General features: G+C 61.8%; 25 protein-coding genes. 8 read left to right on the top strand and 17 right to left on the bottom strand.

What is annotated here, in order from left to right:
* Positions 1-9: 9 nt before the first annotated feature.
* Positions 10-504 (bottom strand): hypothetical protein, encoded by a 495-nt coding sequence (locus tag AC1DY9_RS16965; protein ID WP_477667112.1) that lies wholly within the window; start codon positions 502-504, stop codon positions 10-12.
* On the opposite strand from AC1DY9_RS16965, the gene rpoD reads away from it, so the two are divergent.
* On the top strand, positions 497-2,728 hold the full coding sequence (gene rpoD, locus AC1DY9_RS16960) for an RNA polymerase sigma factor RpoD (protein WP_477667111.1): 2,232 nt from the start codon (positions 497-499) through the stop codon (positions 2,726-2,728). The two genes, AC1DY9_RS16965 and rpoD, sit on opposite strands and share 8 nt — an antisense overlap.
* A 73-nt stretch (positions 2,729-2,801) precedes the next feature.
* On the opposite strand, the gene AC1DY9_RS16955 is transcribed toward rpoD, so the two are convergent.
* The 15 genes from AC1DY9_RS16955 to AC1DY9_RS16885 form a co-directional block, all read right to left on the bottom strand.
* Complete coding sequence (locus tag AC1DY9_RS16955; RefSeq protein ID WP_457278848.1) at positions 2,802-3,698, bottom strand: dienelactone hydrolase family protein; 897 nt, start codon at positions 3,696-3,698, stop codon at positions 2,802-2,804.
* Positions 3,699-3,750: 52 nt separating this feature from the next.
* On the bottom strand, positions 3,751-4,827 hold the full coding sequence (locus AC1DY9_RS16950; RefSeq protein ID WP_477667110.1) for an aldose epimerase family protein: 1,077 nt from the start codon (positions 4,825-4,827) through the stop codon (positions 3,751-3,753).
* A gap of 24 nt (positions 4,828-4,851) precedes the next feature.
* The gene (locus AC1DY9_RS16945) at positions 4,852-5,820 is read right to left on the bottom strand and encodes a TRAP transporter substrate-binding protein (protein WP_477667109.1); all 969 of its coding nucleotides are present in this window, start codon (positions 5,818-5,820) and stop codon (positions 4,852-4,854) included.
* 154 nt (positions 5,821-5,974) lie between these two features.
* Positions 5,975-6,940, bottom strand: a complete 966-nt coding sequence (locus AC1DY9_RS16940) for a Bug family tripartite tricarboxylate transporter substrate binding protein (RefSeq protein WP_457278851.1) — start codon at positions 6,938-6,940, stop codon at positions 5,975-5,977.
* Positions 6,941-7,020: 80 nt separating this feature from the next.
* Positions 7,021-7,902, bottom strand: a complete 882-nt coding sequence (gene glxR, locus AC1DY9_RS16935) for a 2-hydroxy-3-oxopropionate reductase (protein ID WP_457278852.1) — start codon at positions 7,900-7,902, stop codon at positions 7,021-7,023.
* Positions 7,903-7,968: 66 nt separating this feature from the next.
* The gene (gene garL, locus AC1DY9_RS16930; protein ID WP_457278853.1) at positions 7,969-8,751 is read right to left on the bottom strand and encodes a 2-dehydro-3-deoxyglucarate aldolase; all 783 of its coding nucleotides are present in this window, start codon (positions 8,749-8,751) and stop codon (positions 7,969-7,971) included.
* Between the two features lie 36 nt (positions 8,752-8,787).
* Positions 8,788-9,774, bottom strand: a complete 987-nt coding sequence (locus AC1DY9_RS16925; RefSeq protein WP_477667108.1) for a Bug family tripartite tricarboxylate transporter substrate binding protein — start codon at positions 9,772-9,774, stop codon at positions 8,788-8,790.
* Between the two features lie 34 nt (positions 9,775-9,808).
* Positions 9,809-11,398 carry a galactarate dehydratase gene (garD, locus tag AC1DY9_RS16920; RefSeq protein WP_477667107.1) on the bottom strand — a complete coding sequence of 530 codons (1,590 nt, stop codon included), beginning with the start codon at positions 11,396-11,398 and terminating at the stop codon, positions 9,809-9,811.
* Complete coding sequence (locus AC1DY9_RS16915) at positions 11,398-12,504, bottom strand: lactonase family protein (RefSeq protein ID WP_477667106.1); 1,107 nt, start codon at positions 12,502-12,504, stop codon at positions 11,398-11,400. The genes garD and AC1DY9_RS16915 overlap by 1 nt, the downstream gene beginning before the upstream one ends.
* Positions 12,505-12,534: 30 nt before the next feature.
* The gene (locus AC1DY9_RS16910; RefSeq protein WP_457278857.1) at positions 12,535-13,839 is read right to left on the bottom strand and encodes a glucarate dehydratase family protein; all 1,305 of its coding nucleotides are present in this window, start codon (positions 13,837-13,839) and stop codon (positions 12,535-12,537) included.
* 3 nt (positions 13,840-13,842) lie between these two features.
* On the bottom strand, positions 13,843-15,126 hold the full coding sequence (locus tag AC1DY9_RS16905) for a TRAP transporter large permease (RefSeq protein ID WP_457278858.1): 1,284 nt from the start codon (positions 15,124-15,126) through the stop codon (positions 13,843-13,845).
* Positions 15,126-15,653, bottom strand: a complete 528-nt coding sequence (locus AC1DY9_RS16900; protein ID WP_457278859.1) for a TRAP transporter small permease — start codon at positions 15,651-15,653, stop codon at positions 15,126-15,128. Before AC1DY9_RS16900 ends, AC1DY9_RS16905 begins: the two co-directional genes overlap by 1 nt.
* 72 nt (positions 15,654-15,725) lie before the next feature.
* Positions 15,726-16,709, bottom strand: a complete 984-nt coding sequence (locus tag AC1DY9_RS16895; RefSeq protein WP_457278860.1) for a TRAP transporter substrate-binding protein — start codon at positions 16,707-16,709, stop codon at positions 15,726-15,728.
* A gap of 33 nt (positions 16,710-16,742) precedes the next feature.
* The gene (locus AC1DY9_RS16890) at positions 16,743-17,645 is read right to left on the bottom strand and encodes an SMP-30/gluconolactonase/LRE family protein (RefSeq protein ID WP_457278861.1); all 903 of its coding nucleotides are present in this window, start codon (positions 17,643-17,645) and stop codon (positions 16,743-16,745) included.
* 9 nt (positions 17,646-17,654) lie between these two features.
* Positions 17,655-18,464 carry an NAD-dependent epimerase/dehydratase family protein gene (locus AC1DY9_RS16885; RefSeq protein ID WP_477667105.1) on the bottom strand — a complete coding sequence of 270 codons (810 nt, stop codon included), beginning with the start codon at positions 18,462-18,464 and terminating at the stop codon, positions 17,655-17,657.
* A gap of 216 nt (positions 18,465-18,680) precedes the next feature.
* On the opposite strand from AC1DY9_RS16885, the gene AC1DY9_RS16880 reads away from it, so the two are divergent.
* The 6 genes from AC1DY9_RS16880 (at position 18,681) to AC1DY9_RS16855 (ending at position 24,656) form a co-directional block, all read left to right on the top strand.
* Positions 18,681-19,454, top strand: a complete 774-nt coding sequence (locus AC1DY9_RS16880) for a FadR/GntR family transcriptional regulator (protein ID WP_457278863.1) — start codon at positions 18,681-18,683, stop codon at positions 19,452-19,454.
* Between the two features lie 65 nt (positions 19,455-19,519).
* The gene (gene gudD / locus AC1DY9_RS16875) at positions 19,520-20,887 is read left to right on the top strand and encodes a glucarate dehydratase (protein WP_477667104.1); all 1,368 of its coding nucleotides are present in this window, start codon (positions 19,520-19,522) and stop codon (positions 20,885-20,887) included.
* A 157-nt stretch (positions 20,888-21,044) separates the two neighbouring features.
* Entirely contained in the window at positions 21,045-22,034 is a 990-nt protein-coding gene (locus AC1DY9_RS16870; RefSeq protein ID WP_457278865.1) for a sialic acid TRAP transporter substrate-binding protein SiaP, read from the top strand.
* A gap of 39 nt (positions 22,035-22,073) precedes the next feature.
* The gene (locus tag AC1DY9_RS16865) at positions 22,074-23,051 is read left to right on the top strand and encodes a Bug family tripartite tricarboxylate transporter substrate binding protein (protein WP_457278866.1); all 978 of its coding nucleotides are present in this window, start codon (positions 22,074-22,076) and stop codon (positions 23,049-23,051) included.
* A gap of 2 nt (positions 23,052-23,053) precedes the next feature.
* Complete coding sequence (locus tag AC1DY9_RS16860; RefSeq protein WP_477667103.1) at positions 23,054-24,118, top strand: Gfo/Idh/MocA family protein; 1,065 nt, start codon at positions 23,054-23,056, stop codon at positions 24,116-24,118.
* Between the two features lie 229 nt (positions 24,119-24,347).
* Positions 24,348-24,656 carry a winged helix-turn-helix transcriptional regulator gene (locus tag AC1DY9_RS16855; protein ID WP_457278868.1) on the top strand — a complete coding sequence of 103 codons (309 nt, stop codon included), beginning with the start codon at positions 24,348-24,350 and terminating at the stop codon, positions 24,654-24,656.
* 115 nt (positions 24,657-24,771) lie between these two features.
* Here the strand turns inward: AC1DY9_RS16855 and AC1DY9_RS16850 are convergent, their stop codons facing one another.
* Positions 24,772-25,797: a Bug family tripartite tricarboxylate transporter substrate binding protein gene (locus AC1DY9_RS16850; protein WP_457278869.1), complete on the bottom strand. Its 1,026-nt coding sequence runs from the start codon at positions 25,795-25,797 to the stop codon at positions 24,772-24,774.
* Between the two features lie 187 nt (positions 25,798-25,984).
* Here AC1DY9_RS16850 and AC1DY9_RS16845 point away from each other — a divergent pair, with 187 nt between their 5' ends.
* Positions 25,985-26,686 carry a GntR family transcriptional regulator gene (locus AC1DY9_RS16845; protein WP_457278870.1) on the top strand — a complete coding sequence of 234 codons (702 nt, stop codon included), beginning with the start codon at positions 25,985-25,987 and terminating at the stop codon, positions 26,684-26,686.
* Positions 26,687-26,949: the final 263 nt, after the last annotated feature.

Below are 26,949 nucleotides of genomic sequence, written 5' to 3'. Positions count from 1 at the left end.
TCGGGGAACTCACAGATGAGACGGCCACTTCCCCCAGGGAATTTCCGCAAGGACTGCACACCAAATGTTCGCCCAAACAGCTTGCCCGGGAAAATAAACCGCCATGTGCCTTTGGCACTGCCCGGCCTGTTTTTCCGCCTTCTCGTTTTGACTCTGAATCTTTGTCACCGTGCCTGTGCTTTGTGCAGGCGCCAAGGCGCATTTTTGTTTACTGGTAGCTGATCGATATTTAAAACAATTCCCGACAACTGGAGGTCCCATGCCTACTGCCAAGCCGAAGAAGCCGAGCACGTCCAAGAAGCCGCAAAGTGCGCAGTCCAAAGCTGCCGCAAAGCCCAAAGCCAAAGCAGCACCCAAAGCTGCGGCCCGGCCCGCAGGCAAGCCTCCAGTCAAAGCAGCAACTAAAGCTGCTGCAAAGCCTGTCGCCAAAAGCGGCAAGGTTGAAAAGCCGGGAAAACACGCCATATCTGTTAAACCCAGCAAACCCAATGCTCTGGTGAGCAAAGCCCCCCTGAAAACCGCGATTTCCGATTTGCCCCTGAAGAAAGCCCCCGCCGTGCCGACCAAGTCCAGTCCTGAAGCCAAGCCCCTCGCCGTCTCCGCCGACGTGCCCGTGAAGAAGAAACCCGGCCGCCCGCCCAAGAATCCGGCGGCCGAAGGCAGCGCGCCTGCCGCCACCACCGGCGCCAAGCGCGGCCGCAAGCCGAAGAGTGCGGCCGGCCCGGTCAAGACAGGGGAAGACCTCGACATGTCCGACATTGAAGACGATCTCGTCGGGGAACCCATCGCGGAAACGACCGAGAAGGTCAAACCGCTGCGCATGAAAATCAGCAAGGCGAAGGAACGCGCCCTGATGAAGGAATTCGGCCTGGATGAAACCGTCCTCTCCGAAGAAGACATGCTCAAGCGCCGCCTGCGCCTGAAAACCCTGATCAAGCTGGGTAAAACGCGCGGCTACCTCACGCATGGCGAAATCTCCGACCACCTTCCCGACAAGCTGGTCGATGCTGAAACGCTGGAAGTCGTGGTCAACATGCTCAACGACATGGGCGTGGCCGTGTACGAGCAGGCGCCCGACGCCGAGACCCTGCTGCTGAACAACACCGGCCCTACGGTCGCCACTGAAGAAGAAGCCGAAGAAGAAGCCGAAGCCGCGCTGTCCACCGTCGACAGCGAATTCGGCCGCACCACCGACCCCGTGCGCATGTACATGCGTGAAATGGGCACGGTTGAGCTCTTGACGCGCGAAGGCGAAATCGAAATCGCCAAGCGCATCGAGGGCGGCCTCATGAAGATGATGGAAGCCATCTCGGAAAGCCCCGCCACCATCGCAGAAATCATGCGTCTGGGCGAAGAAATCCGCGAAGGCAAGATCGTCATCTCCACCGTGGTCGACGGCTTTTCCAACCCCAACGAGGCCGACGACTATGTGGCCGAAGAAGACTTCGACGAATTCGACGAAGAAGATGATGACGACGGCAAGGGCGGTTCCAAGGCCCTGACCAAAAAGCTCGAAGAGCTCAAGAAGGAAGCGCTCAGCCGCTTCGACAAGATCGCCACCCTGTTCGAGAAGGTTCACAAGACCTACGACAAGGAAGGCTACGGCACGCCTACTTATGTGAAGTCGCAAAAAGCCCTGAGTGACGAGCTGATGACCGTGCGCTTTACCGCCAAGACCATTGAAAAGTTGTGCGACATGCTGCGCGGCCAGGTGCTGGACGTGCGCAAGAAAGAGCGCGAGCTGCGCCGCATCATCGTCGAGAAATGCGGCATGCCGCAGGAAGTCTTCATCAAGGACTTCCCGCCCAACCTGCTCAACCTGAAATGGGTTGAAAAGCAGGTTGCCTCCGGCAAGCCGTGGTCGGTGGTGATGGCGCGTAACGTGCCGCCCATCCAGGAACTGCAAACCAAGCTAGCTGAGTTGCAGGCCCGCGTGGTGGTGCCGCTGGCCCAGCTCAAGGACATCAACAAGCGCATGAACGAAGGCGAGTCCAACTCGCGCGACGCCAAGAAAGAAATGATCGAGGCCAACTTGCGTTTGGTGATTTCGATCGCGAAGAAGTACACCAACCGCGGCCTGCAGTTCCTCGACTTGATCCAGGAAGGCAACATCGGCCTGATGAAGGCCGTCGACAAGTTCGAATACCGCCGCGGCTACAAGTTCTCGACCTACGCCACCTGGTGGATTCGCCAGGCCATCACGCGCTCCATCGCCGACCAGGCCCGCACCATCCGCATCCCGGTTCACATGATCGAGACCATCAACAAGATGAACCGCCTGTCGCGCCAGCACTTGCAGGAATTCGGCTTTGAGCCGGACGCCAGCATCCTGGCCGCCAAGATGGAGATTCCTGAAGACAAGATCCGCAAGATCATGAAGATCGCCAAAGAGCCGATCTCGATGGAAACGCCGATCGGTGACGATGATGATTCGCACCTGGGCGACTTCATCGAAGACAGCGCCAACACCGCACCGCTGGAAGCCGCGATGCAGGCCGGCCTGCGCGATGTGGTCAAAGACATTCTCGACAGCCTGACACCGCGCGAAGCCAAGGTGCTGCGCATGCGCTTCGGTATCGAAATGTCGACCGACCACACGCTCGAAGAAGTCGGCAAGCAGTTCGACGTGACGCGCGAACGCATCCGCCAGATCGAAGCCAAGGCGCTGCGCAAGCTCAAGCACCCTTCGCGTTCGGACAAGCTGCGCAGCTTTATCGATACGCTGTAAGCTGCTTTTTCCTCAAAGCCTCTTGAGAGCCCGGCCCCGGAAGGTGCCGGGCTTTTTTATGCCCGTTTGAAATTCAAGGTGCCGTCAGCCCTACCTTGCGCACGAACGCATCGAGCGGCACCGACCACATATTGCCACCGTAGGTCAGCAGCGAATGCCCATCATGCCCTGGCACCGGGCCCGTCTGGACGAACTGCGTGTCGCTGCCGCCTGCCCTGAAGGCCTCGTGCCATCCGCGGGGCGCCTCGGCTCCCCAGAACTGGTCGTTCTCGGCGTAGAGCCACAGGTTGGGCACCTTGACCAGCTTGCCGAGTTCACCATAGGTTTTACCCATGTTCTCGGGCTTGCAACTCCTGGCCGGGGAGTCTTCCGGATTACCGCCGGAGCCGCCCGCGAAATTGACGGCGCCGACGACGCCCGGCAGATTGAGCGCCGCGACCGACACCGTCGTCATGCCGCCCACCGACTGCCCTTCGAGCAGCACCCTGTCCTTGCGCACCCAGGGCTGCTGCAGCGCCCATTGGTGCAACGCGACTACTGTCTGGCCCGCGTGGCTGGCCACACGCATGAAGTCGGCATCGCCGGTGCAAACCTTGCCGCTCCACCGGATGCCGGAGTCCTCCCTGTCGGAGCCCCCGGTATCCCCGTATCCCGGCCGTACCGGGGCAACCACGGCAACACCCTTGCGAAGCCAGTAGTTGGCGTGCCCGACCAGCACCGGATACTCAAGCTTGGCCCTGTCAACGCGCGACGGCGCTCGCCCGTGGGAAAAGATCACCAGCGGAAACGGACCTTCGCCCGCGGGCTTGTAGAGATGGGTGACAACCTCATACTGTTTACCGTCGATCAGCAGAGGCAGTTTGACGATCTGCGGCGGCACGCGCTCGGGCTGCTGCGCCCATGCGGGCATGCCGGTCGTCTGCGCCGCCCACACCATCCCAAACATCCACGCCAGTTTCCACCATCGCATGCTCAGCTCCTTGCTTGTTGCCGGAGCATTTTGACATGCGGAACGCACTCGCCTAAGAAGTGCCGAAGCGGTAGAGCGTGCGGCCCTGGCGGCGCTGTCCCGGCTCATGTACGGCGGAAGGAAATGCCGGCACATTGGGTGCGTTGGGGTACCCTTGCGGCTCAAAGCACAGGCTTTGCTGCTGCGCGTATTGCCTGCCGCCCTTGCCCGGCCCGCCGGCCAGCGGCTCGCCTGCCACAAGACCGGTGTAGAACTGCATGGTGGGCTCGGTCGACCAGACTTCCATCACCCGCCCGCTAATGGGTGCACTCACGCGCGCGCATAGCGCCAGATCTTCATCACTGGCGGCAGAGCGGTCAATCTCAAAACAGTCGTCATACCCGGCGACGAGGCCAATACCAGCCTCGGCTTGCAAGCCGCGCACCCGCTTGCTCAGCACGACCGGCTTGCGCAAATCAAACGGCGTTCCTTCCACCGGCAGCAACCTGCCTGTCGCGATGAGGTCAGGCGCCATCTCGAAATAGCGGCTGGCGCAAATCGTGACCTCATGCTCCAGCGCGTTACGACTTCCCGCGCCTTCGAGATTGAAAAAAGCATGCGTGGTGAGATTGGCCACCGTGGGTGTATCCAGCGCGAGCGCCTCGTAGTCGAGCACCAGCTCGTTTGCCTCGGTCACGCTGTAGGTCAGGCGCAGTGCCATCGCGCCCGGAAAGCCCTCTTCCCCGTCGGCAAACACATAACGCATTTCAACGCTGGAATCGCTGCACTGCACCGTATCGAATACCCGAAAACGCGAGCCTTTCACGCCGCCGTGCAAGCAGTGCAGGCCGTTGTTGGCGGCCAGCACATGCTCCTTGCCACCCAGCGTGAAGCGCGCATGGCCAATACGGCCTGCATAGCGCCCGATGAAGGCCCCCACCGAGGGCGCTCCGCCGATCACGCCGTCGATGCTGTCGTAGCCCAGCACCACGTCGTCAAAGCGGCCATCCCGGCCCGGCACCAGTACTTGCTCGATCTTTGCGCCGTAGTTTGTCACGCACACAGTCATGCCTTGACCGTTGCGCAACGTGAACAACGCGGTGGGCTTGCCACCGAGCTCTCGTACAAATCGTGTGGGGTCAAGCAGCATGGCAATGCACGGTGTCTGGGACGCTCACTTCGAAATAATCGTCAGCAACTCTTCGCGTGTGGTCGGGTCCGCCATGTATTTTCCATACAAAGGCCCCATGCGCCTGACCATGGGCGATGCATCCCTGACCTTGACGAACTGCGAACCCTGCTTGGTCGTGGTCTCCAGGGCCGCGGCCACCCGTTTGTTCCACAGCTCGCGCATCAGGATGGCGGACTTGACGCCGGCCTCGGTGAACGCGGCTTTGTCTTCTTTGCTGAGTTTTTCCCACAGCTTGGTCGAGACGACCAGGGCCTCGGGCGAGATCACATGGTTGGTGACGTAAACGTTTTTGGCCACCTTGAAGTGTCCGGTGGACTCATACGAAGGCAAGTTGTTCTCGGCGCAATCCACCTTGCCCTGCTCCAGGGCGGCCAATACGTCCTTGAAGGGCAAGGCCACCGGCTTGGCGTCCATCAGCTTCACCATCTCGATGTAAATTTCGGACTGCTGGACACGAATATTCATGCTGGCCAGGTCCCTGATATTGTTGACGGGCTTGACGCAGTAAAAAGAACGGCCACCGCCGTCATACCAGCCCAGCACAACGAAGCCGGCGGCCTTCAGGTTGGCGGCAAAACGCTCACCCAGCTTGCCGTCCAGATGGCGAAACATGTGCGCGGAATCAGTGAACAGGAAGGGCAGGTTCAGCACCTTGATGCCCGGCACGGCGTCCGACAGCGGACCGGAACTGAACTCAGCCACGTCAATCTCGCCGCTCTTGAGCATCTGCACGGCCTTGGGCTGGTCGCCAAGGGTGCCGCTGTTGAAGAGCTCGATGTTATAGCGGCCACTGGTGCTCTTGGCCACCTGCTCCACGAAACTCTTCATGGCCTCCGATACCGGATAGCCATCGGGATGAATGTTCCATGCCCGCAGCTTGGTCTGAGCCACAGTGGCGCTCGCGCATAGGGCAAAAGAGAGGCACAAAAGCCCCTTGAATGAAGTCCGCATGTTTTTGTCTCCTGGCGTGGCTAATAACGGCCAGCCTCTGATGGGCCGACTCGTTTCTTTTCAAAATTGAATCCCTTGCTCGATATTCCCACGGATGCGCGCTCACAACCCAAAGATATCAGGCAATATCACCACTAAGTCACGCAACGATTTTTCAGTCCAGTTTGATGTTTGCTTCTGCAACAACTTTGGCCCATCGGCTGCGCTCCTGGTTGAAAAAAACATCCTGCTGTGCCGGTGTCATGGTCACGACCTCGGCGCCCTGCCCCGCCAGCTTGGCGCGGATGTCCGGGCTGCGGATGATCTTGATGAGCTCGGTGTTGAGGCGATTGATGACGGCTGCCGGCGTACCGTTGGCCACCAGCAAGCCCTGCCAGGTGCCCGACTCGAAGTTGGCAAGACCCTGCTCCGCCAGCGTCGGCACATTGCCAATCAGCGGCATGCGCGTGCTCTTGGAAACACCCAGGATCTTCAGCTTCCCGCTTTGCACATGCGGCAAGGTGGCCAGCATGCCGTTCATCAACACCTGGGTCTGGCCGGCGATCGTATCGCTGACGGCCTGCGAACCGCCCTTGTAGGGGATGTACTGCCACTTCGCCTTGCTCGCCCGCTCGACCGCGACACCAGCCAGGTGCGGCGCGCTGCCCATGGCCGTTACCGCAAAGTTCAGGTCGGTCTTGTGCGAGAGCGCTACGAGCTCCTTGAGATTGCTGGCGGGCACCGAGGGATGAACCACCAGCAGGTGCGGCGAATAGGCCAGCATCGTGACGCCACGCAAGTCCTTGGTCGGGTCGAAACCCAGCTTGGGATAGACCGAAGGGCTGATGGCCAGAGCGCCGGTGTCGCACAGCAGCAGCGTGTAGCCGTCGGGTGCTGACTTGGCCACGATGTCGGCGCCCAGGTTACCGTTGGCGCCGGCCTTGTTGTCCACGATGACCGACTGCTTGAGCGCCTCGGACAGAGGCTGCGCAATGGCGCGCGCGATGATGTCTGAAGAACCGCCGGGTGGGTACGGCACCACCAGGCGTATGGGTTTGGACGGCCATGAAGCCTGCGCGCTCGCAGCGCCAGTCCCCAAAGCCAGTGAAGCAGCCATAAGCTCTCGTCGATTGATCGGCATGTTCGTCTCCGGATGTATGAAAAAGCGGTGTCCTCCACCAGCTGCGCCGTGAGCCTCTGTGGGCTCTTCATGCGGATGAGTTACGCGACTTCGTGGTTGCCCAGAAGTTCAAGCGCACGCACCAGAGCGGAATGGTCCAGGTCCTGCATGCCGTTGGCGGCACAGGCCTGCATCAGCTGGGCGGCGCCCGCCGTTTGCGGTAAAGCCAGACCCAGCGTACGTGCACCGCTGAGCGCGAGGTTCAAATCTTTCTGGTGCAAGCCGATACGGAAGCCCGGCGCAAAGGTGCGCTTGATCATGCGTTCGCCATGAACTTCCAGAATGCGCGACGAGGCAAAACCGCCCATCAGCGCCTGGCGCACTTTGGCTGGATCGGCGCCAGCCTTGCTGGCAAACAGCAGGGCTTCGCCCACGGCCGCAATGTTCAGCGCCACGATGATCTGGTTCGCCACCTTGCAGGTCTGGCCGTCGCCGTTGCCGCCCACCAGGGTGATGTTCTTGCCCATCAGCTCGAACAACGGCTTGACGAGGTCAAACGCGGCCTGCGGACCGCCCACCATGATGGTCAGGCTCGCAGCTTTGGCGCCGACTTCACCGCCCGACACCGGGGCGTCCAGGTAGTCGCAACCCAGGGCATTGATCCTTTTGGCGAACTCTTTGGTGTCCATCGGCGAGACGGAGCTCATGTCGACCACTGTCTTGCCTTTGGTCAGCGCCGAGGCCACTCCGCCCTCGCCAAACAGCACGTTCTCCACGTCGGGGGTGTCGGGCAACATCAGGAAAATGATGTCCGCCTGCTTTACTACGTCGGCGATGGAATCGCAGGCCTTGCCCTTGCCCGTCAAGAGAGCCGCAGGCACTTTGCTCCGCGTGTTCATGAAAACCTCGTGTCCCGCCGCAATCAGGTGCGCAGCCATCGGCGCGCCCATGATGCCCAGGCCGATAAAACCAAGCTTGCTCATAAAAATGTTCCTTGTTCGTAAAAAATAGCGGTAGCCCCGGCCGCGCGGTCAGGGATGACAGAAAAATCAGGCGAGGTATTTGTCGCGCAGGGCCTGCGTGGCGCCACGGAACACGCCGAGATCGCTGCCGACGCCGACAAAAGTTGCGCCCATCTCCATGTAGCGGCGTGCGTCGGCTTCCACCGGCGCCAGGATGCCGACCGGCTTGCCGTGCGCCTTGGCGGCGGCAAAAATTTTCACCATGGCGGCCTGCACCTCCGGGTGCCCGGCATTGCCGAGGTGGCCCAGTCCGGCGGCCAGGTCGGACGGGCCGACAAACATGCAGTCGACACCCGGGGTGGCGGCGATCTCGTCAGCAGCCGCCGTGCCGGCGATGCTTTCGATCTGCACCATCACGCAGATGTGGTCGTTGATGGACTTGAGGTAGTCCGGCACCGTGCCGTACTTGTTGCTGCGCTGGGATACCGAGACACCTCGAATGCCCTGGGGCGGATAACGCGTGGCGGCAACGGCGCTGACAGCCTGCTCGGCGCTTTCGACAAAGGGAATCAGGAAGTTGTAGAAGCCGGCGTCGAGCAGGCGCTTGAGCTCAACCGAGTTATTGCTGGTCGGGCGCACCACGGGTGCGCTGACACTGTCCTTCAGCGCCATCAGCTGCGGGATGTAAGTGGCCATGTCGTTGGGCGAATGTTCACCGTCAAGCAGGATCCAGTCGAAGCCGGCCACGCCCAGCACCTCGGTGGTGATGGCGTTGGACAGCGAGGACCAGCAGCCGATCAGTTTTTTGCCGGCCAGCAGGTCGCGCTTGAAGCTGTTGGGAAAGGATTGGTAAGGCGTGGGTTGTGTCATGGTGGTTTGCTGTTGCTCTCTGAAAGGGGTACGGGCTTATTCGGCCTTGATGTTGGCGGCCTTGATGACCTTGGCCCACTTGTCGACCTCGGTTTTCTGATACTCGAGCAACTGCGCGGGCGTCATGCTGGAGGGCTCCATGCCGAACACCTTGAGCTTGGCCTGAACCTCGGGCTGAGCCAGCACCTTCATCACTTCGGCGTGCAGACGGTCGACCACGGCTTGTGGTGTGTTCGCGGGGACAAACAAGGCCTGCCAGGACACCATGTCGAAGCCCTTCTGGCCGCTCTCGGCGATGGTCGGCACATTCGGGTAGCTGGGCACGCGCTGGCCGCCGGTGACGGCAATCGGGCGCAGCTTGCCGCTCTGGATGTGTGGGCCGACGATCAGGCTGGTGTCGAACATCATGTCGAGCTGGCCCCCTATCAGGTCCTGCACCGCGGGCGCCGAGCCCTTGTACGGCGCATGGGTGAACTTGACGCCCGACTGGCTGGCCAACAGCTCCAGCGCCATGTGCGGCGAGGTGCCGATGCCCGGCGAGCCCGAGCTCAGGCCGCCGTTCTTGGCGCGGGCGGCCTTGAGCACGTCGTCCAGGGTGCGCAGCGGGCTGCTGGCCGGCACCACCAGCAGCAGCGGGCTCACGCCCAGCATGGCGACGGGCGCGAAGGATTTCACCGGGTCGTAGCCGATGGGCGTGCTGTAGAGGCTGACGTTGATCGAGTGCGAGCTGATGGTGCCGCCCAGCAGCGTGTAGCCGTCGGCCGGTGCGCGCGACGCGATGGCCGAACCCACGCTGCCACCGGCGCCGCCCTTGTTGTCGATGACGATGGGCGTGCCGAGCGCGGTGGACAGCGGCTGCGCGATCAGGCGGGCCAGCGTGTCGGTGTTGCCGCCGGGCGGGAACGGCACAACATAGGTGATGGTCTTGCCAGTGGGCCAGGCGCCTTGCGCAAATGCAGAGAGGGCCGACAGGCCGCCGGCAGCTGCGGCGATGGCAGTGTGGATCAGGGTACGGCGTTGCATGATGATGTCTCCTTGCGTGTTTTTGAACGAAAAATCAGGTCACGGGTGCGGGGTTGAACAGCACCAGCGCGTTGTGCAGCTTCCAGTGTTCAGCCCAGGTCTTCTTGCGGCCGCTGGCCACTTCGAGCATGAGGTGGAACATCTCCCAGCCCACGTCTTCGATGCTGGCGTCGCCGTCGGCAATGCGGCCGGCGTTGATGTCCATCAGGTCGTGCCAGCGGCGCGCCAGATCGCTGCGGGTGGCGACCTTGATCACCGGGCATTCGGCCAGGCCGTAAGGTGTGCCGCGGCCGGTGGTGAACACATGCAAATTCATGCCGGCGGCGAGCTGCAAGGTGCCGCAGATGAAGTCGCTGGCCGGCGTGGCGGTGTAGGTCAGTCCCTTGCGCTTGAGCTTTTCACCGGGCGCCAACACGCCGCTGATGGGCGAGCTGCCGGACTTGACGATGGAGCCCATGGCTTTTTCGACGATGTTGGACAGGCCGCCCTTCTTGTTGCCGGGCGTGGTGTTGGCGCTGCGGTCGACCAGGCCTTTTTGCAGGTAGGCGTCGTACCAGGCCATCTCGCGAATCATGGCCTGTGCCACTTCCGGCGTGGCCGCGCGCGAGGTGAGCTGGTCGATGCCGTCGCGGACCTCGGTGGTTTCGGAAAACATCACGCTGGCACCGGCGCGCACCAGCAGGTCGGTGCAAAAACCGACCGCCGGGTTGGCGGTGACGCCGGAGAAGGCATCGCTGCCGCCGCACTGCACACCAACCACCAGTTCGCTGGCGGGCACGGTTTCACGGCGGCGCGCATCGAGCTTTTCCAGGTGCAGCACGGCCGCCTGCATGATGGAATCGATCATGGACATGAAGCCGACATGGTTCTCGGACTGCAGGCACACCACATCAAGCGGCGCTTCGGCGCTGATGCCGACGTCGGCCACGCTGCGTTCGTCGACGATCTGGATGGTGCCGGGCGGCATCAGGCGCTCGGGCTGGAGCTTTTCGCAGCCCAGGCTGACCACCATCACCTCGCCGCCGAAGTTGGGGTTCAGGCTGATGTTGCGCAGCGTGCGTATCGGGATGATGGCGTCGGGGGCGTCGATGGCGACACCGCAGCCGTAGGTGTGTTCCAGGCCGACCACGTCGTCGACGTTGGGAAACTTCGGCAGCAACTCGTCCTTGATGCGCTTGACGGCGAAGTCCACCACGCCGGCCACGCACTGCACCGTGGTGGTGATGGCCAGGATGTTGCGGGTGCCGACGGAACCATCCGCATTGCGGTAACCCTCGAAGGTGTAGCCCTCCAGCGGGGCCTGTAACGGTGGCTTGACGGTGGCGATCGGCAGGCCTTCGAGGCCCCGCGCGTCGGGCATGGCGAGCAGGCGCTCGTGCACCCAGCTGCCGGCGGAAATATCTTTCAGTGCGTAGCCAATCGGCACGTTGTAGCGCAGAACTGCCGTGCCCTTGGGCAAGTCAATCAGCGCCACCTTGTGCCCTTGGGGAACCCGCTCGACCAGCGTCAACCCATCGGCAAACACTGCGCCAGCCGGCAGTCCGCCGTCGTTGGAGACGATGGCGACGTTGTCCGCATCGTGCATGCGGATGTACAGCGGTGGACGGGGGGCGAGTGCGTTCATCAGAAGTCCACGATCTCGACCCAGTTCGGGTTCTTGCCGCCAGGCTGGCTCTTGCCCGCGCCCGGCAGGCCGGTGACGGGATCGATGGCATGCAGCGACACGCCGTGCGAGTCCTGGCCGGTAGCGATCAGGAAGCGGCCGGTCGAGTCCACCGCGAAGCCGCGCGGTGTCTTCTCGGTCGGCGTCTGGCCGACCACCGCGATCCGGCCCGTGGCAGGGTCGACCTTGAAGGTGGTCAGCGTGCTCGAAGTACGCTCGGAGCCGTAGAGGAATTTGCCGTCTGGCGAAATCTGCAGATCGGCCGCCCACACCTTGCCGGCAAAGCCCGGCGGCACAACGGTGCTGCGCTGCAGATGGCTCATTGCGCCTCTGCCGGCGTCATAGCTGAACACGTCCACGCCACCATCCAGCTCGTTGAGCAGATAAACGTATTTTTGCGGCTTGTCCCACACGAAGTGACGCGGGCCGGTTTTAGCCGGGGCGACGTTGATGAGCGCGGGGTCGTTGGCCGAAAGCACACCGGTTGCCGGGTCGAACTTCCAGCTCGAGAGGTTGTCCCCGCCCAGGCTGGTGGCGAAAACGTACTTGCCCGAAGCGTCGGCATGGATGGCATGCGCATTGGGCGCGGTTCTCACGATTTGCTGCACCGCACCCACGACGCCGTCGGCGCCCATGCTGTTCACGGTGATCTTGTTGCCGCCGTACGAGGCGGCGAACAGCCACTTGCCGGTCGCGTCGAGGTCGATGTTGGCCATGCTGTCGGCCAGCGTGGATTCGCCCAGCTTCTTCAAGCCACCCGTGGCCCCGTCGATGGCGAAAGTCACGACACGAAACGGCTGCGAGCGCAGCGCCACGTAGAGGAATTTTTTGTCACGGCTCACCACCATGGGCATGGCCGTGCCGCCCACGGGTACGGTGGCCACCGGCTTGAGGGCACCTGCCGCGCGGTCCAGCTGCATCACCGAGATGTCCTGGCTGTCGGCATTGGCAACGTACACCCAGGTGGCCGCGCTGGCGGCACCGGTGGCGGCGATCAGGCCCGCGCCGGCGAGCAGCAGAAACGAAGTGCGCAACGAGGCTGGAATCATGGCAAGTCCTTGTTTCATGGTTGAAGTTGTCCTGCGGATGGGCGCCGTTCAATAGCGGGGTTGCGCGCCGGTGAATGCGGGGTCGTATTTGCGCATCTGCGCGAGGTCGTCGCGGTTGCGGATGCCGCAGTTCAGGTAGTTGTCGTGCAGGCGCGCCAAAGCCGTGCGGTCCAGCGTCACACCCAGGCCGGGGGTGGTCGTCACGCGCAGGCTGCCGTCCTCGAAGCGCAGGCGGCCGCCCTCCACCACTTCCTCGTCCTGCCAGGGATAGTGGGTGTCACAGGCGTAAGTCAGCAGCGGCACGCTGGCGCACAGGTGGGTCATCGCCATCAGGCTGATGCCGAGGTGCGAGTTGCTGTGCATCGACAGGCCCAGGCCAAAGGTGCTGCACAGCCGCGACAACTGCTGCGTGACGCGCAGGCCGCCCCAGTAGTGGTGGTCGCTCAGCACGATCTTGACCGGGCAGCCCATCTCGGCGTTGCGGCGGAACTCGGCGAAATCAGTCACCACCATGTTGGTGGCCAGCGGCACCTCGCAGTCGCGCGCCACGGCCGCCATGCCCTCCAGGCCGGGGGCAGGGTCTTCGTAGTACTCGAGCACGCCGCGCAGCTTTTCCACAATCTTCAGGCTGGTCGCCACGCTCCAGTTGGCATTGGGGTCGATGCGCAGGGGCACCCCGGGGAAAGCCTCGGCAAGCGCCAGCAGGCCCGCAGCTTCCTGATCCGGCGCAAGCGCACCGGCCTTGAGCTTGATGCTCTTGAAGCCGTACTCTGCAATCATCCGGCGCGCCTGGGCCACCAGTTGGGGTGGTGTGAGCGCTTCACCCCAAGGGTCGGCCGGATATCCGGAAGAAGCAGGCTTGTCGATGTGCTGCGCATACTTGTAGAACAGGTAGGCCGAAAACGGTACGCGGTCGCGCGCCGCACCGCCCAGCAGGTCCACCACCGGTGCGCCAGCCAGTTGTCCCTGCAGGTCCAGCATGGCGACCTCAAAGGCGCTGACGACCTTAGCCACCGTCTTGGAGACGTGAGTGCCCGGCGCCAGGGACACCTGCTGGCCGAGAAACTCCGATGCGGTCTGCACCGGCGGCGTGACCTGACCGGCAACGCGCGACTCCATCTCGCTGAGAGCCCAGGGCGACAGGCCAACGAGCGTGGGCGCGACCTTGGCCAGCGCCTCGAGCATCGGCAAGTCACCGTAACTTTCGTTAATGCCGACCAGGCCGGAGTCGGTTTCCAGCTCGATGATGGACCGCAACGCCCAGGGCTCGTGAATACCGGCCGCGTTCAGGAGCGGCGGGTCGCGAAAGGCAATGGGCGTGATGCGAACCGCGGTGATCTTCAATACGGACATGAATTACTTGAGCAGCAGGTTGGGCAACCACAGCGACAGCGCCGGCACGTAGGTCACCATGAACAGCACCAGCAACAGCGCGCCAAAGAAGGGGTACAGCGCCCGCACCACTTTTTCGATGGGAAGTTTGGCTACCGCCGCGCCGACAAACAGCACGCCGCCCACGGGTGGCGTGATCAGGCCCATGCCGAGGTTGACCATCATGATCATGCCGAAATGCACCGGGTCCACGCCGAGCTGGGTAACCACGGGCAACAGGATGGGCGTCATGATCAGGATCAGCGGCGCCATGTCCATCAGCGTGCCCAGAATCAGCAGCAGCACGTTGATCATCAGCAGTACCACATACTTGTTGTTCGAGACGCTGGTAAACATGCCGGTGATCTGCTGCGGAATCTGCATCAACGTCATGATGTAGCCGAAGCTCGCGGCAAACGCGATCAGGATCATGACGATGGACAGGGTCTTGACCGTGCGGTGTACCAGCTTGGGCAGGTCGCGCCACTTGTAGTCGCGGTAAATGCACATGGTCACAAAGAAGGCCCAGATCACGGCAATGGCGGCCGATTCGGTGGCCGTGAAAATGCCCGACAGAATGCCGCCCAGGATGATGACCATGGTCATCAGGCCCCAAAGCGCATCGGCGCAAATCTTCAGCGCCTCGCGCATGGGGATGACGCGGCCCTTGGGAAAGTCGCGTTTCTTCGCGATGAACAGACACATGACAGCCAGGGTCAGACCCAGCAGCAAGCCAGGCAGCACACCCGCGAGAAACAGCGCCGCGATCGACACGCCGCCGCCGGCGGCCAGCGAATAAATCACTGCGTTGTGGCTGGGCGGGATCAGGATGGCCTGCACCGAGCCGCTGACGGTGACCGCCGTAGCGAAGTCGCGCGGGTAGCCCTTTTTCTCCATCTCGGGAATCAACACCGAACCGATGGAGGCCGTGTCTGCCATCGACGAGCCGGAAATGGCGCCGAAGAAAGTTGAGGCCAGGATATTGACCAGCGACAGGCCGCCGCGCACAAAACCGACCAGCACACTGGCAAACGCCACCAACCGGCGGGACATGCCGCCCTCGGCCATGATGGCGCCGGCCAGTACGAAAAAGGGAATCGCCAGAAGCGAAAACTTGTTGACGCCGCTGGAGATCGCGATCATCACCGCGTCCAGCGGGATGTCTATCCACCAGGCGCCAATCAGCGCGGACAAGCCCAGCGCATAAGCCACCGGCAGGCCCAGAACCATGAGCAGGAGAAAAGACCCCAGCAGAACAAATGCATCCATCAGAGGGCCTCGCCTTCAATTTTTTCGTGGTCGTAGGTGACAACTTCGCGGTCACCCTGATGGCCCAGCGCCATGCGTTCAAGTACAAAGATAAGCGTAATCAGGCCACCTAGGGGCAGCGGGAGATAGGTCGCACCCACCGGCATCCAGGGGATTTCGCCGATGTACTGGCCCCAGGTCTGCATGCAGAGCTTGGCGCCGTAATAGGCCATGAAGACGGATACCACCGCCATCAAGATGTCCATCAGCCAGGCAACGACGCTGCGCATTTGTTCGGGCATACGGTCTGTAACCATGGCTACAGAAATATGAGCGTTGGCGCGGTAGCCGGCAGCGGCGCCGAAGAAGGTAAAGATCACCATCAACAAAATTGAAATGGGCTCCGGCCACTGCGAACCGGTGCCCAGCACGTAACGTGTGAAGATGCCCCATGGAATGATCAGCGACATGAGAAAGATGGACAGGCCCGAGATCCAGATGCACGCAAGGTACAGCCAGTCGTTGAAGCGAAGGGTATGGTGTTTCATGGTATTTCCGCAATACGGCAAGACGGCCCGGGCGCGCCGCGTCGGCAGCGCACCTGGGCCCGGGAGCAACGCTTATTTGGTTGCGTCGATACGCTTCATCAGGTCAGCAAACTTCACGCCGTACTTGGCGCGCACGGGCGCCGTGGCATCAAAGAACAGCTTCTGGTCCACCGGCACAAACTCGACACCCGCGGCCTTCAGTTTGGCCGAGTATTCCTCGACGCTCTTGTCCCACAGTACGCGCTGTTCCAGCTGTGCCTCACGGCCCAGCTTCTTGACCAGGGCCTGGTCGGCTGGCGTGAGTTTGTCCCATGTCACCTTGGACATCACCAGCAGTTCTGGAATGATCAGGTGATTGGTTTGGGCGTAGTACTTGGCACCGGCGGTGTAATGGTTGGAAGTGAACATGCTGGGCGGGTTGTTTTCCGCACCGTCGATCACGCCGGTCTGCAGTGCGCTGAACACTTCGCCGTAAGCCATGGAAATGCCGTTGCCGCCCATGGCGTTCATGGTGTCGACAAACAGCGGATTGCCCATCATGCGGACCTTCACGCCCTTGAGGTCGGCGGGGGATTTGACCAGCTTCTTGGTGTACAGGCTGCGTGCGCCGCCGTCCATCCAGCCGAGGGCAACCAGGCGCGCCGGGCTGGCAGTGACCTTGGCCAGCAGTTCGTCGCCGATCGGGCCGTCGATCACTTTGCGCATGTGCGGGATGTCGCGGAAAACGAAAGGCATGTTGAACACGTCAACTTCCGGCACGATGGGGCCGATCACGCCCAGCGAGATGCGGTTGATTTGCAAGGCGCCGAGCTGGGTCTGCTCGACGGTTTCCTTTTCCTGACCCAGCACGGCGCCGGGGAACATCTGCATCTTGATGCGGCCATTGGTCTGGGCTTCAAGCTTCTTGCCCATGTTCTCGACGGCGACAACCGTCGGATAACCCGCCGGGTGCGTGTCAGATGCCTTGAGCACGATGTTCTGCGCCGAGGCAGTAAACGATGTGGCCAATGCGACTGCCGCAACGGCTGCGGCGATAAAGTTTCTGCGGAAGGTCATGGTTGTCTCCTTGAAGGACCGGTTTATAAATAACTAGCGGGAAAACTGCGGCTCGGGCAGCCCGCGCACGCCGGGGCGCAACGCGAACACACCGCCGGCCAGCGGCTGGTCAGATAAGTCGACACCTTCAGGGCGTATCGACGTCACGAACAGGGTGTCAAGCCCGGCGCCGCCAAAGGCGCACATGGCAGGTTTTTTCACCGGCACGGCCAGCGAGCGGTCCAGCTTGCCGGCGGGGGTGAAACGATGGATCAGGCCGGCATCGTTGCCGCAAATCCAGTAGCAGCCGTCGGCATCGACAGCCGCGCCATCCGGACGGCCGGGCAGCGGGTTCATGTCGACAAAGACGCGCCGGTTTGATGGCGTGCCAGTGTCGGTGTCGTAGTCAAAGGCCCAGATGGCCTGTACCGACGGATGCGAGTCCGACAGGTACATGGTACGGCCGTCGGGGCTGAAGGCCATACCGTTCGGCGTGATGAAACCGTCCAGGAGTTTTTTCAGTTCGCTATCTTTTTTATAGCTATAGATACAACCCACACGTGCGCCGGCAGCCATATTCATCAACATGGTACCGGCAAGAAAGCGCCCCTGACGGTCACAACGGCCATCGTTGAAGCGCATGCCGGGCATGGCATGCGTAACGGCGGCAAGCTGCTTGAACCCAAGCTGGCCATCCGCCCGTGGACTCAGGCGGAACACGCCGCTTTCAGCGCCTGCAACCCAGTCCTGCGTGCCGCCTATCGAAGCAACGCAGGCCAGCATTTCAGGAGCGGCCCATTCAGTGAGAACGCCTTCGGCCACGCTCCAGCGGCACAGCCTGCGCGCCGGAATATCAACCCAATAGAGCGCTTGTTCGGCGGCCTGCCAGACAGGGCTTTCCCCCGTGCCATTGCGCGCATCCAGAATCAGCTCAACGTGAGATTCACTCGTGTTCATCCTGGCCACTCAGTCGCCGAAAGGGCCGGCCACGACAAAGCCACCACCCTGGTACTGGGCGACCGGGTCTTTCAGGTCAGGTGCAGCGGTTCGGGCGTAGACGGCCTCGCGAAAGATGTCCGAGCTGTCTTTCGGCACATAACCGATGTGGCGTGCGCGGCTGTTGTCCCACCAGGTGACGGCGTTGTCGGACATGCCAAACACAATGCTGTGGCCCAGCACCGGCGTGGTCAGGCAGGCGGTAATCAAGCGGTGCAGGTCGTCAAAGCTCAGCCAGGTCGCCAGCATGCGGCGGTCTTTGGGCTCGGCAAACGAAGAGCCGATGCGCACGCAAGCGGTTTCAATGCCGTAGCGGTCAAAGTACAGGCGCGAGAGATCTTCACCGAAGGCTTTGCTCAGGCCGTACAAACCGTCGGGCCGCGGCGGATGGTCGGCATTGATGGTCTGGTCCTGGCGGTAAAAACCGGTGACGTGATTGGAGCTGGCAAAGACGATGCGTTTGACGCCGTTCTTGCGCGCGGCCTCATACAAGTTATAGGCGCCCAGGATATTGGCCTGCAGGATGGGGCCAAAGGGCCCTTCTACCGAGACACCGCCCAGATGAACAATCGCATCAACACCCTGAACCATGGTGTGGACGGCAGCGGAATCGGCCAGGTCGGCCAGAATCACCTCCTCGTTGACCGCGGCAGCACCGAAAGACTGCACGTCGGACAGCCGGAGTACCGAGCAATTGGCTTTCAGGCGCTCGCGCAAGGCCTTGCCCAAGCCACCAGCCGCGCCGGTCAACAAGAGCTTTTCGTGAACTTTGATGGTCATTTTTTACATCTGTGCCCGGTGCGATTGCAAACACTGGACTTTTTTATGAAGTTTGTTAAAGTCAACCCAAGAACATCGCAGTCATAGGTTGTCTGATGACTTGGAATTCTCCAGTTCGCCCCCTAGCTTGTCAATGGTTTTTTAATGGACTCAAGGAAAACCCCTAGTCGCTCCGAGGCAGGCCTTACGGTTGGCTTTCACGAAGAGCCGTTACGCATGCGCCGCCCCCGCGGACTGGTGGGTGAGATCGTCGAAAATCTGGCCACCAGCATCCGTTCAGGTCACCTGCAGCCGGGCGAAAAACTGCCCACAGAAGCCGAAATCATGGCTCGTTTTGACGTGAGCCGGACCGTGGTGCGTGAGTCGCTGTCCAAGCTCCAGGCCTCGGGGCTGGTCGAAACCCGGCACGGCATCGGCACCTTTGTCCTGCAACCGCAGGACGCCGGCAACTTCAAGATCACCGCCGAGGACTTTGCCACCGTGGCCGATGTGATCTCGGTGCTGGAGCTGCGTATCAGCCTGGAAACCGAAGCCGCCGGCCTTGCCGCCCAGAGGAGAACGCCAGAAAACCTCAAGGCCCTGGAAAATGCATTGCGCGCCTTTCACGACTCCATCAGCCTGGACTCCGACGCCGTGCCACCGGACTTCCAGTTCCATATGGAAGTAGCCCGCGCCACGGGCAACCGGCACTTCGCCGACCTGATGACCTACCTGGGCACCATGATCATTCCGCGCACTCGCGTCAACACGGCGCACAGTGCACCCGAAGGCCGCTTCAACTACCTGCAGCGGGTCAACAGCGAGCACGAGAGCATCTACAACGCCATCCGCAATCAGGATGCGGAGGCCGCACGCGCCGCCATGCGGACGCATCTGTCCAATAGCCGTGAACGGCTTCGCCGGGGCAATAACGCGCATACCATGCAGCCACCCGAAGAGCCTTCCGAACCTCAGGCACCTCGCACCCTGGGTACAAATCTGGTTGCATAAATAATCGGTGAGTTGTACGATAACTGATAAATTGTTTTATCAACCATCCTACAAGCAAGTCCGGTATGCCCGCTTCAAACGCTCCCGCAACAGCCCCTCACGCCCTTTCCCAAACTCCCCGAATCACTCGCGTGCAGGTGATTCCCGTGGCCGGCCAAGACAGCATGCTGTTAAACCTCAGCGGTGCCCACGGCCCATTTTTTACCCGGAACCTGCTGATCCTGACCGATAGTTCAGGCCGCACCGGCGTAGGTGAAGTACCGGGCGGCGAGAAGATCCGCAACACCCTGGAAGACGCCCGTGAACTGATCGAAGGGCAATCGGTAGGCGCGTGGAACCAGATTCTCAACACCCTGCGCACACGTTTTGCGGACCGCGACAGCGGCGGCCGCGGCAACCAGACCTTTGACCTTCGCGTGGCGATTCATGCCGTCACTGCCGTGGAAAGCGCCCTGCTCGACCTGCTGGGTCAATTCCTGGGTGTACCTGTGGCCGCCCTGTTGGGCGAAGGCCAGCAGCGGGATTCAGTGGCCATGCTGGGCTACCTTTTTTATGTGGCCGATCGCAAGCAGACGGACCTGGCCTATTCCAGTGCGCCGGATGCAGAGGACGACTGGCTGCGCCTGCGCCACGAGGCCGCCATGGATGCCGACGCCATCGTGGCATTGGCCGAAGCGGCCTACAAGCGTTACGGCTTCAAGGATTTCAAGCTCAAAGGCGGCGTGCTGCGGGGCGAGGAAGAGATGGAGGCCATCATTGCCCTGTCAGAGCGGTTTCCCGATGCACGCATCACGCTGGACCCGAACGGCGGCTGGCTGCTCAAGGATGCCATCCGCATCTGCCAGGGCCGCGGCGATGTGTTGGCCTACGCAGAAGACCCCTGCGGCGCCGAAGGCGTGTTCTCCGGCCGCGAAGTGATGGCGGAGTTTCGCCGGGCCACCGGCCTGCCGACCGCCACCAACATGATCGCCACCGACTGGCGCGAGCTGTCGCACACCATTCACCTGCAGTCGGTTGACATCCCGCTGGCCGACCCGCATTTCTGGACCATGCAAGGCTCCGTTCGCGTCGCGCAGGTCTGCCAGACCTGGGGGCTCACATGGGGCTCGCACTCCAACAACCACTTCGACATTTCCCTGGCCATGTTCACCCATGTGGCTGCGGCCGCGCCGGGCAAGGTCACCGCCATTGACACGCACTGGATATGGCAGGATGGCCAGCGCCTGACCAAGGCCCCCTTGCAAATTGTGGGCGGCCAGGTTGCGGTGCCGCAAACACCGGGCCTCGGCGTGGAACTGGACATGGCCGAAGTGGAAAAAGCGCACCAGCTTTATCTCAAGCACGGCCTCGGTGCGCGCGACGATGCCGTAGCCATGCAGTACCTGATCCCCGACTGGAAATTCAACAACAAGATGCCCTGCATGGTTCGATAAATCCAGCAGGTCGCCGGAATTTAGAGGGTTCCGGAAATCTGTCATGCCCATTGCACGGGACATTTGTTGCACGCCAGGCGCCGGGGGCGGTATACCGCGGCGCCCTTTCCCCACCAACGATACCCACTGAGCCACAAAAACAATCAGGAGACAAGACATGAAACGCAGAACCCTTTGCAGCATTGCGGGTGCGACACTGCTGGCACTGGCCGGCACGCTGGGCGCAGGCGCCGCCGCAGCCCAGACCAAACTCAAATGGGCTCACGTCTACGAGACCTCGGAGACCTTTCACAAGCAAGCCGTCTGGGCCGCCGACGAAATCAGGAAGAAGACCAACGGCCGCTATGTGGTGGAGGTCTTTCCGGCCTCATCCCTGGGCAAGGAAACCGACATCAACCAGGGCCTGACACTGGGTACCGTCGACATCATCTACACCGGCGCGGCCTTTGCCGGGCGTGCACACCCGCCGTTGTCGATCGCCGCCGCGCCTTTTGTGTTTCGCGATTACGCGCACTTCCAGGCATTCCGTAACGGCCCGATCTTTCAGGAGCTGGCTCAGGGTTATGCCAGCAAAACCGGTGGCCAGCATATTGCAGGCTACACCTACTACGGCCTGCGCCACATGACTTCCAACAAGGTCATCAACAAACCCGACGACATGAAGGGCCTCAAGCTGCGCGTGCCCGACGCACCACTTTTTGTGATGTTCCCAAGGGCCGTGGGCGCGAACCCGACGCCCATCGCCTTTGCCGAGGTCTACCTGGCGCTGCAAAACGGCACGGTCGATGCACAGGAAAACCCGCTTCCCACGATCGAGGCCAAAAGGTTTTACGAAGTCCAGAAATACATCACCCTGACCGGCCACATCACCGAATCGCTGATCACGGCCGTGTCGGGCTCGGTCTGGACCAAACTCAATGAGGCCGACAGGAAAATCTTTGACCAGGTGCTCTGGGAAGCATCAAGCCGCGCCAGCCAGGACATCGTCGATGCCGAAAACCGCCTGGTCGCCGAGTTTGAGAAGAAAGGCAAAACCGTCAACAAGGTAGACCGTGCGCCTTTTGCCGCAGCGGTCTTGCCCTCGCTGACCGCAGCCGATGCCCCCTGGCCCAAGAGCCTGTACGAGCGCATTCAGGCCATCAAGTAAGTTCCAGCCAACACCACCAGACAACACACAGGAGACATCATGAAACGCCGTTCCCTTCTTCACTCTGCCATTGCCGGCGCCATCCTGCCGGCGCTTGCGCTCCCCGTGTGGGCGCAAGACAAGTGGCCCAGCAAGCCCATCACCTTCATCGTGCCTTTTCCTGCGGGCGGGACCACCGACATCCTGGGCCGGCTGATTGGCCAAAAACTCGGGCCGGTACTCGGCACCACCATCGTGATTGACAACAAGGGCGGTGCTGGCGGTAGCGTCGGCTCGGAAGTCGCGTCCCGCGCACCGGCAGATGGCTACACGATGCTGGGCGGCACCGTCAGCTCGCACGCTATCAATGTGAGCCTTTACCCGAAACTGGGCTACGACCCGATCAAGTCTTTCTCTCCGGTGGCGCTCATCGGCACCAACCCGGTTGTGCTGGTGGTGGGAGCCAACAGCCCTTACAAAACGCTGCAGGACGTGCTGGCCGCCGCGAAGGCCAAACCCAAAACCATTTCGTCCGCATCGGCCGGCAGCGGCACGTCGCAGCATCTCTCGCTGGAACTGCTGGGCTTCAAGTCGGGCACCCAGTTCATCCATGTGCCCTACAAAGGCAGCGGCCCCGCCATCCAGGACGTGATCGGCGGACAGGTGGACATGATGTTCGACACCACGGTCGTAGCAGGTCCGCATATCCAGAGCGGCAAGGTGCGTGCGCTGGCGGTCACCTCCGCCAAGCGCCTGGAGTCCATGCCGAATGTGCCAACGGTGGCCGAATCCGTTCCCGGATTTGAGGTTGCCTCGTGGCAAGCCATTTTTGTGCCCACCGGCACCCCCAAGCCCATCATTGACAGGCTGCACGATGAAATCATGAAAATCACCGCGCAGCCCGAGATGCAGGAACGCCTCAAAGGGCTGGGCATGCAACCGTCCAGCATGACGATCGAGCAGGTCTCCGCCTTCCAGAAGGCCGAGGTCGAGAAATGGGCGCAAGTCATCAAGGCGGCCAACGTCAAGCTTGACTGAACATGCCGTTCGTACCCAGCCCTGCGCGGCTGCGCCTCGCCGTCATTGGTGCAGGGCTGGGCTCTGCACCTCACTTCCGAAGTCTTGAAGACCTGGCCAGTGAAGCAGACGTCGCATGGGTTTATGGGCGGAACGCCGAACGGCTGGCCGCTGTAGAAGTGCCTCAAGGGGCGCGCCGAACCACACGCCTGGAAGATATTCTGGAAGATGCCAGCGTGAAAGCCGTGCTGGTTCTTACGCCGCCCAATACCCATCTGGACCTCGTGCAGCAGGCAGCGCGCGCGGGCAAGCATGTGCTGGTCGAAAAGCCGCTCGAAATTGATTTGAACCGGGCCAATGCATTGGTTGAGGCTTGCGAAACTGCGGGGGTCATGCTGGCGGTGATGCTGCAGCACCGCATGCGCGACGCGGCCCTTGCCGTGGCGGCACTGCTGCGTGACGACGTTATGGGCCCGCTGGTCAGCGCCGCCGCGTCGATCCGGTGGTGGCGGCCGCAAAGTTATTACGATGAACCCGGCCGCGGCACCCTGGCGCGGGACGGCGGCGGCGTGCTGATCACGCAGGCCATTCATACGCTCGACCTGCTGCTCAGCTTCACCGGCATGCCGGCGCGCGTCACAGGAGTTGCCAGCACCAGCGCAGTGCATAGCATGGAGGCCGAAGACATGGCTGCCGCATTGCTGCACTACGGCAGTGGTGCGGTCGCTGTGGTTCAGGCCACTACGGCGGCCTACCCCGGTTTTCCCGAGCGCGTTGAACTCAACTTCACCCAGGGCACCGTGACGCTGGAAGGCGGTGAAATGCAGGCGGTTTTTTCCAGCGGAAAGACGCTGACCGCCGGTGCACGCCAGGCCTCCGGCGGTGGCGCCAACCCCATGGCCTTCGACCATGCCGCTCATCGCGCCGTGCTGCAGGATTTCATTCGCTCTGTCCAGAATGGATGCGCACCCGCCGTGACGGGGCGCTCCGCACTTGGGGTGCAACAGGTGATTGAAGCGATCATGGAGTCCTCCAGAACAGGCAGCGCTGTAGCACTTCATCCGGCAACACGGATCCCCGTGATGTAGGTAAAAATAATGTGCTTTGACGCCACCCGGTGATCCTGCCAGCGCATTGCGGTGTTCGCCACATCAGGGTTTTCCAAGGCACAAACATGCCCCAGTCCAACTGCAGCGGGCGTGGACAGCTATAAAACTCGTAGCAGTCAGCAATTTGCGTTATATTTGGCCCCAAGCTTTCGAAGCTTTCTGCTTAACAACCCCCTGTGACCAAACTGTGACCCGAGGAGATAACCTGATGAGTGCCAAAGAAAATGCAGCGGTAGGCCAATTGCTTGAACTGCTGGAAGCACGCTACGCACTGCGCGTGCTGTGGGCCCTGAAAGACGGCCATCCCCAGACATTCCGCCTCCTGCAAGACAGCATCGGCAGCATCACACCCAACACCCTCAATACCCGCATCAAGGAATTGCGCGCAGCCGGCCTGCTTGGCCATGGCAGCGATGGCTACACGGTCACCACGCTGGGCGCCGACCTGCTCAAGCGCCTGAACGACCTGCAGGCATTTGCCGGCAAGTGGGCCGTCAGCCAGACCAAGAAAAAGTAAATTACCTGGCCAGCCTGGCCCGAAAAAAAGCGACCTTCAAGGTCGCTTTTTTGTTGCGCTGTTTTACCGATCAACAGGCATTCATCAGGTATTCATCCATGCACTTCCCGGCGCCCTAATCCACTGCAGCGCCGGAACGCTTCACCGCGTCACCCCACAAGGTCATGCTGCCAGCAATATGCCTGGCCAGTTCCTCGGGGGTGCCCGGCGCCACCTCGGCACCACGCGACTGTAGCTGTGCGCGCAACTCCGGATCCGCCAGGGCTTTGTGGATCGCTTCGTTGAGACGATTGATGATGGGCCTGGGCGTTCCGGCCGGAACAAAAATCGCGTCCCACGCGCTCACATCAAATCCGGGCAAGCCCGACTCCGCGATGGTGGGTAGATCCGGCCAGCCCGCCACGCGTGTGGCTGTCGTCACCGCCAATGGTTTGACACGTCCGCTTTTCACCTGGGGTGCGGCATTCGGCATGACCTCGATCATCATGTCGACCTGCCCGCCCATCAGGTCCGTCATGGCCTGTGCGCCGCCGCGGTAAGGTATGTGCACCACCGCCAGGCCCGCGCGCGATTTGTAGATTTCTCCGGCCAGGTGGGACGTGGTGCCATTGCCGGCGGAGCCAAAGGTGTATTTTCCCGGATTGGCCTTGAGCAGCTTGGTGAGTTCCGCCATGGAGTTGACCTGCAGCGTGGGCCGCACCACCACCATGGCGGCGATGCGGGTGAGCTGGGTCACGGGCTCGAAGTCGCGAGACGGGTTGAAGCCGGGTGACCTGTAGATCGCATGGTTGATGGCATGTGTGCCGTTGGTGCCGTATAGCAAGGTGTAGCCATCGGCCGGCGCCTTGGCCGCTGTTGCACTGCCCACGTTTCCGCCGGCGCCGCCCAGGTTTTCGACCACGATGGGCTGACCGAGCTCTTTGGCCGCGCGCAGCATGACCAGTCGGGCCAACGTGTCGCCACCACCGCCTGCCGGAAAAGGAACGATGAGCTTGACGGGCTTGCCGGGATACGCTGCAGCCGGCTGGGCATATGCCACTGTCAAGCCGTTGAAGACAAGTGAGGCCGCACAAGCCGCAGTCAGCTGGACTGCCGTGCGGGCAAACTTGCGCAAGCGATTGAAGCGGGGCAGGTTCTTCATGGGTGTCTCCTGAGGCTCGCCGCCGTCACCGGCGCATTGAATGGTTCATGCAGGCGAAAAATACTTAGTCCTCTTATTTTATTGCACGCAATAATTGGTATATCACCCTCATAAACCCTAATAAATCAAGATACTGCATGCAATAATTCAGCCAATTTCGTCGTTCGTCCATTTACCCCCAGGGCCTATGTCTTCCCAGATTGAATACACCACGCAGACGTTGAGGCAAAGAATCCTCAGCGGCCAAGCGGCCCCGGGCGAACGAATGGTGGAGCTTGAGCTGTCCGCCCAATTGGCGGTTTCGCGCACACCGATCCGTATTGCGCTCGGCGAGCTGGAAAAGGAAGGCCTGCTGGAACGCCTGCCGACACGCGGCTTTCGCGTCAGGCAATTCAGCGTTGACGAAATTGCCAATGCAGTCGACGTGCGGGGCGTACTGGAAGGCATGGCGGCCCGGCAGGCGGCCGAGCGCGGCATTACGCCCGAAACCCGGGAGGCCCTGCAGGCCTGCGTCGAAGAAGGCAGGCTGCTACTGGAGCAAGCACAGGCCGCCTGCCACGTGATTGACGCGGCCCGCTGGGTACCGATGAACGCCCGTTTTCATGGCGCCCTGGCGCACGCCGCAGGCAACAGCACATTGACCTCCGCACTGGCCCATGTCAGCAAAACCCCGATGGCCGGCGCCGGTGCGCTCAGCCTGAACGGCGCCCTGCCCCTGCTCGAATACGGGTTCATCCAGCGCGCACAAACCGACCACGAAGATGTGCTGGCCGCACTGCTGGCCGGTGAAGGGGCGCGCGCCGAAGCCCTGATGCGCGAGCATGCCCACCGCAGCCGTGACAACAAGCGCGAACTCATGACGCGCATGCAGAAACCGGCAGCGCCTTGAGGCTTTTTTTACCGCCTCACCAGAGTTTTCGACGATTTGGCCTCCAGCTCAATGTGGGCGTGCGCAAGCAGCTATCAATAACATAGCATAAGGCCTGCATTCGGGCGCCATTCGATGGACAGCCAGAACCAGCCCCGCTAGCCGGGAACATGGGTGGCCAGCCACTACAATTCAGGCCACGAACCAGTTCCTACGGCTGGGGCACACCGGTCCACATAGGGACGGCAGGGCCCCCAACCGCGCTGGGCCCCAGGCCGCGCACC

The sequence above is a fragment of the Polaromonas sp. P1_F6 genome (assembly GCF_056405695.1).
This window is presented reverse-complemented; position numbering and strand designations above follow the sequence as displayed.